Source organism: Mameliella sp. CS4, assembly GCF_019392335.1.
In the GTDB taxonomy this organism is placed as follows: Bacteria; Pseudomonadota; Alphaproteobacteria; order Rhodobacterales; family Rhodobacteraceae; genus Antarctobacter.
Genome location: NZ_JAHXRQ010000026.1, coordinates 1 through 14,603, shown reverse-complemented (window position 1 = coordinate 14,603; position 14,603 = coordinate 1). Strand labels below are relative to the sequence as shown.

10 protein-coding genes are annotated in these 14,603 nt (G+C 64.0%); 4 read left to right on the top strand and 6 right to left on the bottom strand.

Annotation, left to right across the window (positions count from 1 at the left end):
- Nucleotides 1-44 precede the first annotated feature (44 nt).
- Nucleotides 45-266, bottom strand: a complete 222-nt coding sequence (locus KZZ07_RS22450; protein WP_219517531.1) for a hypothetical protein — start codon at nucleotides 264-266, stop codon at nucleotides 45-47.
- A 139-nt stretch (nucleotides 267-405) separates the two neighbouring features.
- Here KZZ07_RS22450 and KZZ07_RS22445 point away from each other — a divergent pair, with 139 nt between their 5' ends.
- Nucleotides 406-2,880, top strand: coding sequence for a chemotaxis protein CheB (locus KZZ07_RS22445; RefSeq protein WP_219517529.1), 2,475 nt, complete (start codon nucleotides 406-408; stop codon nucleotides 2,878-2,880).
- A gap of 10 nt (nucleotides 2,881-2,890) precedes the next feature.
- Here the strand turns inward: KZZ07_RS22445 and KZZ07_RS22440 are convergent, their stop codons facing one another.
- Nucleotides 2,891-3,316, bottom strand: a complete 426-nt coding sequence (locus KZZ07_RS22440; protein WP_219517527.1) for a response regulator — start codon at nucleotides 3,314-3,316, stop codon at nucleotides 2,891-2,893.
- A 209-nt stretch (nucleotides 3,317-3,525) separates the two neighbouring features.
- On the opposite strand from KZZ07_RS22440, the gene KZZ07_RS22435 reads away from it, so the two are divergent.
- A complete protein-coding gene (locus KZZ07_RS22435) occupies nucleotides 3,526-4,551 on the top strand; it encodes a Fe(3+) ABC transporter substrate-binding protein (RefSeq protein ID WP_219517525.1) in 1,026 nt (341 codons plus the stop codon).
- 62 nt (nucleotides 4,552-4,613) lie between these two features.
- Here the strand turns inward: KZZ07_RS22435 and KZZ07_RS22430 are convergent, their stop codons facing one another.
- Complete coding sequence (locus KZZ07_RS22430) at nucleotides 4,614-5,087, bottom strand: cupin domain-containing protein (RefSeq protein ID WP_219517517.1); 474 nt, start codon at nucleotides 5,085-5,087, stop codon at nucleotides 4,614-4,616.
- 107 nt (nucleotides 5,088-5,194) lie between these two features.
- Between KZZ07_RS22430 and KZZ07_RS22425 the strand changes: the two genes are divergently transcribed.
- Entirely contained in the window at nucleotides 5,195-6,793 is a 1,599-nt protein-coding gene (locus tag KZZ07_RS22425; protein ID WP_219517514.1) for a winged helix-turn-helix domain-containing tetratricopeptide repeat protein, read from the top strand.
- Here the strand turns inward: KZZ07_RS22425 and KZZ07_RS22420 are convergent.
- The 3 genes from KZZ07_RS22420 to KZZ07_RS22410 all read right to left on the bottom strand — a co-directional run bounded on the left by KZZ07_RS22420 (nucleotide 6,790) and on the right by KZZ07_RS22410 (nucleotide 13,104).
- The gene (locus KZZ07_RS22420; protein ID WP_219517511.1) at nucleotides 6,790-8,427 is read right to left on the bottom strand and encodes an ABC transporter permease; all 1,638 of its coding nucleotides are present in this window, start codon (nucleotides 8,425-8,427) and stop codon (nucleotides 6,790-6,792) included. The two genes, KZZ07_RS22425 and KZZ07_RS22420, sit on opposite strands and share 4 nt — an antisense overlap.
- Before the next feature lie 110 nt (nucleotides 8,428-8,537).
- The gene (locus KZZ07_RS22415; RefSeq protein ID WP_219517509.1) at nucleotides 8,538-11,852 is read right to left on the bottom strand and encodes a DUF4214 domain-containing protein; all 3,315 of its coding nucleotides are present in this window, start codon (nucleotides 11,850-11,852) and stop codon (nucleotides 8,538-8,540) included.
- Nucleotides 11,853-12,057: 205 nt separating this feature from the next.
- Entirely contained in the window at nucleotides 12,058-13,104 is a 1,047-nt protein-coding gene (locus KZZ07_RS22410; RefSeq protein ID WP_219517507.1) for a calcium-binding protein, read from the bottom strand.
- Nucleotides 13,105-13,408: 304 nt separating this feature from the next.
- On the opposite strand from KZZ07_RS22410, the gene KZZ07_RS22405 reads away from it, so the two are divergent.
- Nucleotides 13,409-14,131 carry a metallophosphoesterase gene (locus tag KZZ07_RS22405; protein ID WP_219517505.1) on the top strand — a complete coding sequence of 241 codons (723 nt, stop codon included), beginning with the start codon at nucleotides 13,409-13,411 and terminating at the stop codon, nucleotides 14,129-14,131.
- Nucleotides 14,132-14,603: the final 472 nt, after the last annotated feature.

The following is a 14,603-nucleotide window of genomic DNA, read 5'->3' as shown; positions in this document are numbered from 1 at the left end:
CATGCAGGATGGCCCCCTGTTCGCAGCCCCTGTCCGTGGATGTGTCAGGCGAGGCGGGGCCAGTTTGAATGCCGACCTGCTATTGCCGAGGTGTCCTCGATCACGGCCAGCCCGACGCCGAGAATCCGTTTCTGACCGTGCTCCGGGGGCCGCAGCCGGAGGCTGACGGCGCGCCAGTCCTGCCCATGCTCGGATTTGTTGAGCCGGGTTTTGATTGAGCGCGGCGGGGGTGTTGCTTCGGGCACGCACAGTTCCTGCAATTGCATCCGGGAGCTTTCTCGTTCATCTGTTTTTAAAGGATTTGACTCCAGATTTGATTGAAAATGGGTGAAGGAATGGTGCTGATAGCTCCCTGGCGCCAAACATTCGGCCTATTTCGGATAATAATATGAGAAATATTGAGACATGAGCATTTCGAGGGATGTTGAAACGGTTGTGGGCCTTGCCGCGTCCGCAGGCGGGTTTGAGGCGATGTCGCTGCTTGCCCAGCATCTGCCGACCGACGCGGGCTGCGCCTATGTGCTGGCTCAGCACCTGTCGCCCCACCACGAAAGCGTCCTGACGACCCTTCTGTCGCGCGATATCCGGCTGAATGTGGCGGCGGTCGACCAGTCGAGGCCGCTGAAGCCGGACACGATCTACGTGCCGATCCCCAAGTTCGACCTGGTGGTCGAGAATGGCGCTGTCCACCTGCGCCCTCCCTCTGGCCGCGCGGCAGAGCCGAAACCCTCGGCGGACCGGCTTTTTGCTTCTATTGCAGAGCAGTACGGAGAGATGAGCGTGGGGATCGTTTTGTCCGGCACGGGCAGCGACGGGAGCTATGGCGTGCAGGCGATCCACGAGGCGGGCGGTATCACCATCGCCCAGGACTCGGCCTCGGCCCGCTATGACACGATGCCCAATTCGGCCATCGAAACCGGCTGCGTGGACCTGATCCTGTCCCCCGGTCAGATCGGCGACCAGCTGGATGCCATCCTGCGCCGTCCGCGCGACCTGGCGGCGCTGCAGGCGCAGATGGATCAGCCGACGGAATTCGACGACCTCTTTCACCTTTTGCAGGTGCGCACGCGGGTGAATTTCCGAAACTACAAGGAAAAGACCGTGGGGCGGCGTATTCAACGGCGCATGATTGCGCGCGGCTTCGAGGGCTACCGGGAATACGTCAAGTTTTGCCGCGACACGCCCGAGGAGCTGGATTCGCTTTATCGCGACCTGCTGATTTCGGTCACCCGATTTTTTCGGGACCGCGACCAGTTCGACGCGCTGGCCGATGCCTTGCGGACCTATGTAGAGCAGACAGAGACCCGCCCGATCCGGGTCTGGGTGCCCGGCTGCGCGACAGGCGAAGAGGCCTATTCCATCGCCTTTATTCTGTGCGATCTTCTGGGATTTTCCACGCACGACGGGACCCGGCCCTTTCAGATCATCGCCACGGACCTGGACACACAGGCCCTGGCCCGCGGGCGCGCCGGCGCCTATCCGGTCAGCGCCGCGGCCGATATGCCCCAGTCGATGGCAGAGGCTTTTTTCACCACGCACGATGGTGTCTTGCGGGTGTGTCAGGACGTGCGCAACATGATCCTCTTCTCGCAGCACAACGTCTTTCATGATCCGCCGTTCAGCGACATCGACCTTGTCAGCTTTCGCAACACGCTGATCTATTTCAACTCGGCGCTGCAGGAAAAGGTGATGTCACGCCTGTTGTACGCAATGCGTCCGGGCGGGTTGATATTCATCGGAGCGTCCGAACAGATCGGCGCGCTGGAACCCTATTTCGAAAAGGTGGGCGAGGGTGTTCGCCTGTTCCGCAAGCGCAAGGGCGCATCTCTGGATCGTACGCAGCTGGCCCGTTTCGGAATGTCGGCCAGGGGCGAGTCGACAAAGCGGGATGGCAAGTCGCATGTCGTGTCCGAGTCGCTGGAGGACAGCGAGGTATTCGGCACCATTGCCGCGTCTGTGGCGCCGCTTGGGTTTCTTGCCAACGATCAGAAGGATCTGCTGCGCATTTTTGGCGACATCAGCCCCTTTATCACTGTGACCGACGACGTGCGTGGACGGTTGACCACCCGTATGCTGAAACCCGAGATCGCCGCGGAGGCCTCCAGCCTGATCCCGCTCTGCCTGAAACACGGCAAGCCCCGCAATGGCGTCTGGCGCGAGATGGCGGGCCGCGGGTTCAACCGGGTCCGCCTGCGCGGCTACCCGATCAAGATGGACCGCCCGGTGCTGGTATTGGTCTCGATCGAGACCGATCTTGTCGAAGAGACGGTGCTGCCGGACCAGGCGCACCACGAGTCATCGGATTACCTGGCCTATATCGAGCGTGAACTGGCGGATGCGCGTGAGGCGTTGCAGATCACGATGGAGGAACTGCAGGCCTCGAACGAGGAACTGCAATCCACCAACGAGGAATTGCAGTCGACCAACGAAGAACTGCAGTCCACCAACGAAGAGCTGGAAACCTCGAACGAAGAGCTGCAATCCACGAATGAGGAACTGATCACGGTCAACGAGGAACTGTTGATCAACTCCGAGGAACTCAACGGCCTGGTGGCCGAACACGCGGCGATCCAGGCAGCGCTGCCGATGCCCCTGCTGGTGCTGGACACCAAGCTGAACATCAAGAGCGCCTCGTGCAACGCGATCCAGTTGTTCGCCCTGACGGAACACGGAACGCATTTCGGCCACATCAGCCAAGTGAGCTTGCCGACAGAGGGGTTTCCTCAGCTGGTGAATATCTGCAACGAGGTCCTGATGCTGCAAAAGACGCATAGCGAAACCTTTGACGTTGACGGGGGTGTGCAGGAACTGCGGGTGGCGCCCTATTTCCTGAAAGGCGCCGAACTGGCGGGCCTGACGATCACCTTGCAGCGGGCCTGACCGGAAAAGGTCAGACCGGCCCGCAGTTACCGGTCAGCCGCGCGACAATCGCCAGCAGATGCGACGGCGGAAAGGGCTTGCCCAGGGTCTCTGTCGCGCCAAAGCTTTGCGCCGTCTTCAGCAGGTCCTTGGTCCAGTGGGTGTTGACGGCGCCGGCCATGGCGATTGCGGGAATGTCCCTTGGTGTCCTGAAGGGCCGCGAGGGCGACTGCTGGCGCAGCCGGGTCAGCAACAGCAGGCCGCCGTCCGGCGACAGGACCCCGTCCACCCGGATCAGGATGTCGACGATGACCAGGTCGATTCGCCGGGTCATGACGATCTCGAGCGCGGCCTCGCCCGTTGGGGCGATGGCCACGCTGTGCCCGGCTTCGGTCAAGCTTTGCCCGACGAGCCCGGCAAAATGCGCATCGTCCTCCATGATGACGATTTCGGCCATGTCGGAGGTTTCCCTGCCCTGCACGCCCTTTTTGTATCCGGGGTGGGCAAACACTTGAATGCGAATGTTTAAATGTGACCCGCTGCCGCGCGGTGAGGTGGGATCCCGGCTGATCCCGCCCATGTCAAAATCCGCCGAGACCGCTTGCATCCGAAGCTGGAAACTGTAATTGAGTAAAAGAGTAAGGAATTAATCGAAGGGAGAAACGCATGACCCTCAAGACTGGACTCGGCGCCGCGGCGCTTGTTGCCCTGACCGGACTGGCCCCGACCGTGGGCGTGGCGCAGGGCGAGGTAAACATCTACTCGTCGCGCCATTACGACACGGACGAACGTCTGTATTCGGACTTCGAGGATGCAACGGGCATCATCATCAACCGGATCGAGGGCAATGCCGACGAGCTGATCGCGCGGATGCAGGCCGAGGGGCGCAACTCGCCCGCCGACATCCTGCTGACCGTCGACACCTCGCGCCTGGAGCGGGCCAAGGACGCCGGTGTCCTGCAGCCGATCGACAGCGCCGTGCTGGAGACCCGCGTCCCCGGCTACCTGCAGGATGCGGAAAACGAGTGGTTCGGCTTTTCGCAGCGGTCGCGGATCATCTTCTACGACAAGCAGGACGTGACCGAGCCGCCGGCCACCTACCAGGATCTCGCCGACCCGAAATTCAAGGGCCAGGTCTGCATCCGTTCGGGCACCAACGCCTATATGCAGACACTGCTGGCCGCACTGGTCGAACACATGGGCGAAGAGGCTGCGCGTGACTGGGCAGCAGGTGTCGTGGCGAATTTCGCACGCGATCCGCAAGGCGGCGACACCGACCAGCTGCGCGGCATCGTCTCGGGCGAATGCGACGTGGTTCTGTCGAACACCTACTATTTCGCACGGGCGATCCGGACCGAGGTCGACGGTCTCAGCGACAGCCGCGACATGATCGGCTGGGTCTTTCCGAACCAGGACAGCACCGGCGCGCATATGAACCTGTCGGGCGGCGGCGTGGCCGCGCATGCGCCCAACAAGGAAAATGCGATCAAGTTCCTGGAGTACCTGGCGAGCGACCAGGCGCAGAAATACTTCTCGGCGGGCAATGACGAATACCCGGCCGTGCCGGGCGTGGGCCTGAGCCCCTCCGTGGCCGAGCTGGGCTTCTTCAAGCCCGATGACGTGGATCTCTCGGCCGTGGCCAAGCAGATCCCCACCGCCCAGAAAATCTTTAACGAGGTGGGCTGGAAGTAACTCCGGCCAGTGTTCCGAGTGGAAAAGGCGGGGGAGACCCCGCCTTTTTTCTGTCCGCGCGCCTATTCCAGAGGTGGACCGGTGAAGATCTGGCCGAACTCCTCGGAAATGCGGGTCAGCTTGTCCATGTCGTCGGGCAGCTTGAGGTGCTTGGTTGCCTCGAAGAAACCCTCGAATCCGCCGGGGGCGACGATCACCAGGATCTTGCCGCCATTCTCGCCGGTCAGGCGAAAGGTGTGATCCACGCCCTTTTGGACAAAGGCGGCCTCGCCGGCCTTGACCGGCATCACCTCGCCGTCGGCGAGGAACTCTGCTTCCCCCTCGAGCACGTAGAAGGCCTCTCCGGCGTCGTCGTGGATATGGCGCGGCGGGCCACCGGGGCCGACGAAATGGGTGGTGAACATCCCCATTTCGCCACCTGTCATCTCCTTGTCGAGCAGGACGTGGATGGTGGAGCCCTGCCATGAGATCGGGTCATGCGCCAGGGCGGGGCCGGCCAGGGCCGCGAATGCGGCAGCCAAGAACGAAAATCTCATCTCTTCCTCCAATCATGTGGCGGCGCGCCTGCGCTTGGCGAAATGCGCCAGGTTGACGTATGGTAAGATGAGACCAGCCAAGTGATGGATTTACCGAACGAAAACCGGTGAAAATTTACGAATTCGAAACTTCGGACTGCACCCTGGACGGCACGGACGGGGCGCTGCGGACGCCCACCGGCGCGCTGGTGGACCTGCGCCCGCAATCGCGCGAGGTGTTGCGGTTGCTGGCCACGTCGCCCAACCGCACCATCGAGAAGGCGGATTTTGCCGAGGCGGTCTGGGGCGGGCGGACCGTCGGCGATGACAGCCTGGTGCAATGCATCGCCGAGATCAGGGGTGCGCTGGGCGACCGCGAGCGCAAGGTGATCCAGACCGTGCCGCGCAAGGGCTATCGGTTCGTTCCGCCCCGTGCCGGAGTGGCCCGGGCCGGGGCCCCCAAGCGCATCCTCCCGCTGCTGCTGGCGGTTGTCCTGTTGTTTGCCGGTGTCCTGGTCATGGCCTTCTATCCCGAGAACAACAGCCATGCGCGCGCGCCGGTTCTGGCGGTGCTCCCGCTGGAGGACCTGAGCCCGGAGCCGCAGCAGGGCTATCTGAGCGACGCGCTGGCCGAGGGCATCATCACCGAGCTGGCACGCTTTCCGCAGTTCCGGGTGGTCGCGCGCAATTCCAGTTTCCAGTTCCGCGAGATGCCGACCGACGTGCGAGAGATCGGTCGGGTGCTGGGCGCGGGCTATGTGCTGGAAGGCAGCCAGCAGTTCGACGGCACGCGGCTGCGCGTCACCATCCAGTTGATCGAGACAGGCACCGGCGCGCATATCCTGTCAGACCGGTACGAGCGCGATCTCGACGACCTGTTTGCGGTTCAGAACGAGATCGTGCGCCATGTGGCCTCGGTCGTCGGCGAAACGGTGATGATCGACCTGCCCGACCGGACCGGCGAGGGCGGCGTGGATTCGCTGTTGCGGGGCATGCAGGCGCGCAAGCTGATGAGCCAGCTCAGCCGCGCCCGCTGGGAACAGGCCATCGCATTGGAGCGGACCTCGATCCGCGAGGAACCGGAGTCCGAATGGGGCTATATCGGCACCTCGCTGATGCTGGGCACGGCCAGCAACATGGGTTGGATGACCCCGATGGAGGATGTTCTGGACGAAGCCGAGGAGCTGGCGGAAATCGCCATGCGCAAGAACCCCCGGAACTACATGTCGCATTACACGCTGGCGCGGGTGCTGTCCCGGCGCGGTCGCCATGTCGAGTCCATCGAGCATTACAAGCGCGCGGCAGAGCTCAATCCCTCGGATTCGCTGGTGCTGATCGCCATGTCCATTCCCCTGCTCTACGAGGGCCGGGCCGAGGAGGGGATCGAGGCGCTGGAACGGGCGAAACGGGTGGACCCGCTGCACGGGGACTGGCTGCGCTGGCAGATGGGCTGGGCCTATTGGCAAAGCGGTGACTGCGAGGCGGGGCTGGAGGCGATGCTGAGCATGTCCTCGCCGCCGCCGCCGTCGAACAAGGCGCTGGCCGCCTTGCTGATCTGCCTGGGCAAGCCCGATGAGGCGCGCGCCGCGATGGCGCGTTTCCTTGAGGTCGAGCCGGGGCACACGCTGCGGGTCGAGGTCACGCGGATGGCGCCCAACTGGAAACCCGAGGGCATCGCCGAGCGCTGGCTGGATGTCATGCGCGAGGCGGGGATGCCCGAGGGCTAGTCCTCTTTGCGCATCCGGTGGATCAGCAGGACCACCGGCAGAAGACCCAGCACGGCGATCACGAGGCTGGGCACGGCGGCGCCTTCCAGCCGTTCGTCCGCGGCCAGCCGGTGCGCCTGTACCGCCAGCGTGTCATAGTTGAACGGGCGCATGATCAGCGTCGCGGGCAGTTCCTTCATCACGTCGACAAAGACGATCAGCCCGGCGGTCAGCAGGCTGGGCCTGAGCAGGGGCATGTGGATGCGGCGCACGGTGCCGACGGCGTTCTGGCCCAGCACGCGGGCGGCGGCGTCCATGTTGGGGCTGACGGTGGAAATCCCGCCTTCGTAGGCGCCGATGGCGGCGGCCAGAAAGCGGATCATGTAGGCGCCCACCAGAACCCAGATCGAGCCGGTGAAGAGCAACCCGGTGGAGATGTCGAAGGTCTCCCGCATCCAGCTGTCCAGCGCGTTGTCGAAGGCGGCGAAGGGCACCAGAAGACCGACGGCGATCACCCCGCCGGGCACGGCATAGCCCAGACGCCCGACATAAAGCGCCGTGCCGGTCAGCCGGCCGGGCAGGATGCGGCTGATGCTGCCAAGGATGACCGCGGCGCCCACGGTGACGATCGCGGCCACGGTGGCCAGTGTCAGCGAATTCTCGATAAAGCGGATGTAACGGCGGCTGAGGATGTCCTGCTCCGCTCCGATGGCCATCGTCAGCAGGGCAAGCGCCGGGATCAGCGCCCCCAGCAGCACCGGCAGGCTGCAGGCCGCCAGCGCGGCGGCGTTCAACCCGCCTTTCAGGGGGGTGCGCGGCACAGGCTCTCGGCGTCGGCCCGAGTGGTAGCGCGCCTGCCCCCGGCTCTTGCGTTCCAGCACCGCCAGCAACAGGGCAAAGGCCAGCAGCCCCAGCGCCAGCTGCGCCGCGCCCGCCCGGTCGGCGAGCGAGAACCAGCTGGTATAGATGCCGGTGGCAAAGGTCTGGACGCCAAAATAAGAGACGGTGCCGTAATCGGCGATGGTCTCCATCGCGGCCAGCAGGACACCGGCGGCAATGGCAGGGCGCGCCATCGGCAGGGTGACGGAGAAAAAGGCCCCCAGCGGTGTTCGGCCCAGCGAACGGGCGGCAAAGATCGTCGTCGCGCTCTGGCCGATGAAGGCGGCTCGGGCCAGCAGGTAGACGTAGGGATACAGCACCAGCATCAGCATGGCCGCCGCGCCCCCGGTCGACCGGATTTCCGGGAACCAGTAATCGCGCGGACCCCATCCGGTGACCTCGCGCAGGGTGCTTTGCACAATGCCGGGATGGTCCAGCAGATGCGTATAGGCATAGGCGATGACATAGGCCGGAAAGGCCAGCGGCAGCACCAGCGCCACCTCCAGGATGCGGCGCCCGGTAAAGTCGGTCATGACCACAAGCCAGGCCGCCCCGGTGCCGATAAAGAGCGTCCCGACAGAGACCAGCGTCAGCAGGATCAGCGTGGTCGCGGTGTAGCGGCCCAGCACGGTTTGCGCGAGATGGGCCAGCGTATCGCTTTCGGCAGAGACCGCGGCCAGCAGGACGCCAATATGGGGCAGGGCGCAGAATGCCGCAATCAGGATGGCGACGGCGTATAGTAGCCGCTCGGTCACTGTGCGGTGCCTTTGCTGCATGGCTGCCTCCTCTGGGCGCGGGTCGTTCACCCGGCCGAGCGTTTTAATCGGGATTGGCGAGGATCGGCAGGAGAGTCAAGCGCCCGGTCCCGGTCGGGACCGCAGCGCGGTCACGCGTAAAGGATCATGTCGGTGGTGATCTGGTCCAGCTGCTGGTCGTCGAAGACAACGATGACGCCCTGGTCCTGAAAGATGACGTCATCGCCCTGTTGGGACATTCGGGCCAGCGCCGCATCGGCATCGGCATAGCCGAAGTCGGACAGGTCCACCCGGTCCCAGCGTTCCAGATCGGTGACAAGGTGGGTGCCGTCGTCGCCACGGTCAAAGACGAAGGTATCGCTGTAAAGCCCCCCGGACAGGACATCGTCGCCGGTCCCGGCTTCCAGCACGTCATCGGGGCCGAGGCCCAGAATGTAGGCCGTCACCGCCGCGTCATTGGCCGCGATGGCCGCGGGACTGTCGACGAGGTTGAGGATCACCGCCGACCTGTCCAGCCCGCCGTCCAGCGCCGCCGTCCAGCTGGCCAATTCGGCGCCGTTGGGGCTGCGGTCGAGGAGGTTGCGATAAAGCCGGGTGACGAACTGGTCGTCGCTCGTCGCCCCGAGGCCGGATTGATAGGCGGGCAAGGCCATGAGACCGGCTACCGCATCCTCTATCGTTGCGCCCTCTGTCAGGGCCTGCATCCAGTCCTGGAATTGGGCGGGGTCAGGCTCTGTGCCCAGCATGGCCTGGTAGAGCCGGAACAGGTCATCCGACCAGCTGGCCGCGTCCCAACGCCCGTCGAATTCGGCCTGGGCCACCTGTGTGCTGGCCTTGTTCTCGGGGCTTTCGGCGAAATGCCGGACAACCATCTGGCGCGACATGCCACCGTCGAGAGAAGCCAGCCATGAGGCCATGCCGGCGGGGTCCGGCGCGCGGGACAGGACGTTCTGGTACAGCAGGGTGACGAATTCCGCGTCGGTGGTGGTGCCATAGGTCTGCTGGAACTCGGGCGAGGACATGAAATGCCCCGACACTTCGGCGTGGGTCATCGCCGAAGAGGCCAGCTGTTGCACCCAGTACTGGTGCCCGTTCACATCCGGTTCCCGGCCAAAGACCGCGTTGTAGATGCGATAGACCTGTTCCGAGAACTCGGTTCCGTACAGCCCGCGCCCCTCGGCGATCAGCAGGTCGTCTCCCTCGTCGCCGATCAGTGTGTCCTGTCCGCCGTGGCCGAGCAGGATGTCGCGGCCTGCGCCGCCGCTGATGATCTCGTTGCCGGATGTGCCGGTCAGCAGGTCATCGTTCGAGGTGCCGTATATCCCGCCGGGGGCGCTGCCGATCTCGTTGAGGTAGTCGGTGACGGAAACGGTCCGGTTGTCGAAGTCCAGCACCTCGACCCCCTGAAGGCGGACATCGGAATCGGCGCTGAGAAGCCGCAGGACCCCGTTGCTGAAACTGGCCGTAAAGCCGCCGCTCGCGCCGTCCAGCCGCACCGTGTCCTGGCCCCCGCCGCCCTGGATGGTCTTGGTGCCGGTCCCCGCCACGATCAGATCACCCCCGGCGCCGCCGAGAACGGTATCATTGCCGCTGCCCGCGACGATGTAATCGGCCCCCGAACCGGCGTCGAGGTGATCGTCCCCGTATCCACCCTTGACCGTGTCGTCGCCCTCGCCGGTCGCGATGGTGTCATTGCCCTCGCGTCCCAGAATGACGTCCTGACCGATTCCGCCGGTCAGGCGTTCGTTCGCGGCGGAGCCCTCCTGGATCCATTTCTTTTCGATCACGATCTGGGCCACGTCGTAGGGCAGCATGGCCAGCCCGACGCTGCCGCTGTTCAGGTGGTCGCCCGGCACGTCCACCAGCATCGGCGCCACGTCGACCTCTGTGGCAAAGTAGTAGTCCGAGATGTCCCGGGGATTGGTGACCAGCGCCACGATGCCCGTCGCGGTCGGCAGGTAGGTGCGGTACTGGCCGCCGCCCAGGTCCTGAACATGGTTCTTGTTGGTCTCGTCGAAGAAGGCCAGTTGCGACAGGGCCGCCAGTTCCTCGGCGTCGATGTAGCGCCGTCCGATCCGGTTCAGGCCATCCTCGTCGGCCAGGTCGCTCAATCCGTCCGAAGAGGCGGGATCCATCGTCAGCCGCGTCACCGTCACGCCCGTGGCGTCGTCTAGGAACGGCGCAAGGTCCAGCGTGATCGACCCCGGATCGAGGTCGCGCAGAGAGACATAGATCACGTCGTGATAGGGGCTGGCGTAATAGTTGATCTCGACCTCGCCGCTGCTGCCGTTCCACGCGGTCTCGATGCTCTCAAAGCGTTCGACATGCCCCGTTTCCGCGCTGGTTTCCGGGCGCAGGCTGTCGGCCATCATCCGGAAGGCGCCGCCGCCCGCCGACAGGTCCATGTCCTCGGCGCCGCGGTTGCCGGCGATGGTGTTCGAGGTGCGGTGCTGCAGCGGCCAGATGAAGGCGTCGGCGGTGTCCGCCTGCACGATGAACTCGAACATCTCGACCAGGGTCGAGGCGGCGGCCATGCCCTGCTGGTTCGTGTTGGAATTCAGGACGTTCCATTCGGTGATGTAGACGGGCACCTCGCGCCCGAGGTGCATGTTGAAATTGTCGATGCGCAGGTCGATGCTGCGCCCCTTCTGGTTGCTATCCTCGAAGACCACCGAGTCCGTGTGCTGGATGTTGTAGTAGTAATGCGCGACGGCACCGTCGATCGCGTCCAGCGCGCGCTGGTCCAGCCAGGACAGGATCGCCTCGTTCGCCTCGTCCCAGTTGCCGTTGCCCTTGTAGGCGCTGCCAGCGCCGCTGATGTCACCCAGCTGAAGCAGGATGGCCGGGTCGTGGCCCAGGTCCGGGTGGTCGCGTGCCAGCCGGTCGATGGCATCCTGCGCGGCGTTGATGACCCGGTTCGCGGCGATCCCGTATTCGGTCTCGTTCATGGATGAGACGAAATCACTGTCGGGAATGTCCTCTGGGTGTGTGCTGCGGTCAAAGCCGTCGACACGCTTGCCGATGGAATACTCGTTGCCAATCTCCAGTCCCGAGACATGGTCGCCGTACTCCTGCAGCAGCAGGTAAACGAAGGCCTCAATCTGGGCGGCGGGGATGTCCACCTTGGTCGGCAGCACGAAAGTGACCTGGATCATGTGGCCGGGCGTGCTGTTGGCAACCACCCAGTCCATGAAGGCGCGCACCTCGGCGCGCAGCTGGCCGTTGTCCAGGCGCGTGATGTCGATCGTGTTCTCGGCATGGCCGCCGGGATAGCGCAGATGCGTCAGGTCCAGCGCATCCACCGCCGCGATGAACCCGTCATGGGGCAGCATGTCCCCATCGGTGGCGATGTTGATCTCGTGCAGCGCGTTGGTGCCGAAATGATAGTCCTGAACAAAGGTCCCCGTGGCCGTCGCCGATGCCAGGGACATGTTGAATGCCGCCATGACTCACCCCTCTTTGAGGGGCAGGTTCGAACTGGCGCGCGCCGCGCCCGGGGCGGAGGTGTGGCAAAAAATTGCACTTAAGATGCTATTTTAAATTGTTTTTATGCGGTAAGCCGTGCGGCAAACTGCAACGTTATACGAAAAGGCCCGCGCAGGTGGCGCGGGCCGGAATGGCGCACAGGGTCGGGCCGTCAGCGTCGGGCCGTCAGCCCGCCTGTCGCATCTGGGCGATGTCGGGGCCCATGTCCAGCCCGAGGTCGGTCAGCGCGCTTTCCGCGATCAGGACGATCTGGCCCAGGTCCGGGGCGTCCTCCGTGGGCAGGGTGGCCAGAACCTCATCCCCCATCAGGATTTCCGTCACAGACGGGTTTTCGGCATTGGGGCGCATGGCGAGGTCCGGTTCGTCGCCGTGCAGGTCGTCGTTGTAGACGACCATCAGCTGATCCTCTTCGTCATCGTAGTCGAGGATGTCGGCGCCACTCTCGGTTATCCATTCGCCGAGGACCAGCACATCCGCCCCGGCCCCCAGCGAGACCACGTCGCTATCGCCCGCGATAACCGTGTCGTCCCCTGTGCCCCCGTTGAGGAAATCTCCCTCGTCGTCATCCTCGCCCGTCTCGTCCAGGTGGATGCCGGACAACACATCGTTGCCTCCACCGCCGAACAGCGTGTCCTCTCCCTTGTCCCCCATCAGCGTGTCGGCGCCGTCGCGGCCATGCAGCGCATCATCATGCGCGCCACCGCGCAGGACATCGGCGTCATCGCCGCCATTCAGCGTGTCCTCGCCATTGCCGCCGGACAGCAGGTCATCCCCGGCGCCACCGTACAGATCATCCGGCCCGGCATTGCCTTCGAGAGTGTCGGCGCCCGCGCCGCCATCCAGCCTGTCGCTGCCGTCATCGCCGTGCAAAAGATCGTTGTCCTCGGTGCCCGGGAGCAGGTCGAAATCTTCGGTTCCGTCGAACTCGGTCACTTCCCGGGTGCCGTCGAGAGCGGGGTCCTCGGAATCGGGGCTGGCAGGTGCGGGTGCTTCGACTGTCTGAGGGCCTGCGCCCGGCGGGGGCATGTCGGGCAGGGGCATGTCGGGCAGGGGAAGGTCATCCAGCATATCGGATGGATTGCCCCCGAGCCCGTCCTCTTCGGGGGTCTTGGTGACATCGTCGTCACCATCGCCGTCATCACCGGAACCGATACCGAAGAAGGCCAGAGATCCGATTGTCATCATGCCCAGTAGGCCGGTCAGAAAGATCATGGCGCCGCCTCGTCGCTCTTGTTGTCTGGCCTACGGAGTGTCGCCACCCGGTCCGCGCAAGGCAAATGTTCTTGGTCCGGGCGGTTAACGCCAGCTTTGGAACGCGGCGCTGGCACGATCATGCGGCGAACCGTCCGGCCAGAGAACCCGCCCAAAGGGAATTTTGAGCAACGACACCGGCAAAGCCATGCCGAATACCCGAGAAAGGTGTTTGCCCTGGTTCGCTTCCCGCTTTGCCGTTCGGTTGGAAACACTTACATCTTGGGGCATGATTCTGCGCAACCGCAAACAGACATCCCAAGGGATGCCCTCCCCGCAAGAACCGCTTCGTCCCGAAACCCCGTTTTTCGCCATCGGCGACGTGCACGGGTGTGACCGCCTCCTGGATCGCCTGCTGCATCGGCTGGACAAGATGGCCCACCCCGATGCGCTGCTGGTCATGGTCGGCGACTACGTCGACCGGGGTGAGGAAACCGCCCGCGTCCTGCGCCGCATGACGGTGCTGAGCGAGGCGGCGGGCGACCTGATGCACTGCATCATGGGCAACCACGAACAGATGCTGCTGGACGCGCTGGATGATCCGGTCGCCAATGGCCCGCGCTGGCTGCGCTATGGCGGGTTGCAGACCCTCGCCAGCTATCGCGTGCCGCCGGTTCTTGGCGACCGTCCCGAGGCCGAGTGGGTCGAGATGCGGGACCGCCTGGCCGAGGCGCTGGGCGATGCCACGATCAACTGGCTGCGCGGGCTGCCGCTGACATGGCAGACAGGCAATGTGGTCGTCGTCCATGCGGGCGCGGATCCGGCGCAGCCGATTGCCGGACAGCCGCGCGGGAACTTCCTGTGGGGGCACCCCGATTTCCGTCGCAGACCCCGGACCGACGGGCTTTGGGTGGTGCATGGTCACACGATCACCGAATCGCCAAAAGTCGAGCAGGGGCGAATCCCGACCGACACCGGGGCCTATGCCACCGGCGTCCTGTCAGCCGCATTGGTCGAGGCGGATGGCGTGACCTATATCCACGCCTAGAATCCGGGCAGGCGTAAGGATGTTTTCGTCCCCCCTGATCTACGGGGTGCCGGTGTTCTTGGCGGATGCTTTGCATGGCTGTGGACGTCGCGGATCACGTTGTTTTTTCTGCAAGTGAAAACGCATGGATAGCGGTGAAACTCCGCTGAAAATTGAATGGCGGCTGATCGGGTCTTGAATCATCTGACTGCCAAGGCAGCACAGAAATACATGTCAAGTTGTTGAATCTTATGTGAATTCATTGTTTCGCGTCAAAATTGTGCGAAATCGTGCCGGTTTGGACTCGGTCCGGGACCTTTAAGGTTTTGTTAATTGACTTCGCGACCGACGCTAGCATAAACCCGTGCTCAATAACGGTGACTGTGCGGGTGCAGCATTTACTGTGAATTTATCCTTTTTTTGGGGGCAGTATGTTTGACGTCAGGACTCTTGATGAGACGGTAATTTCCGCCGGATCGTCGTACCGGAACGC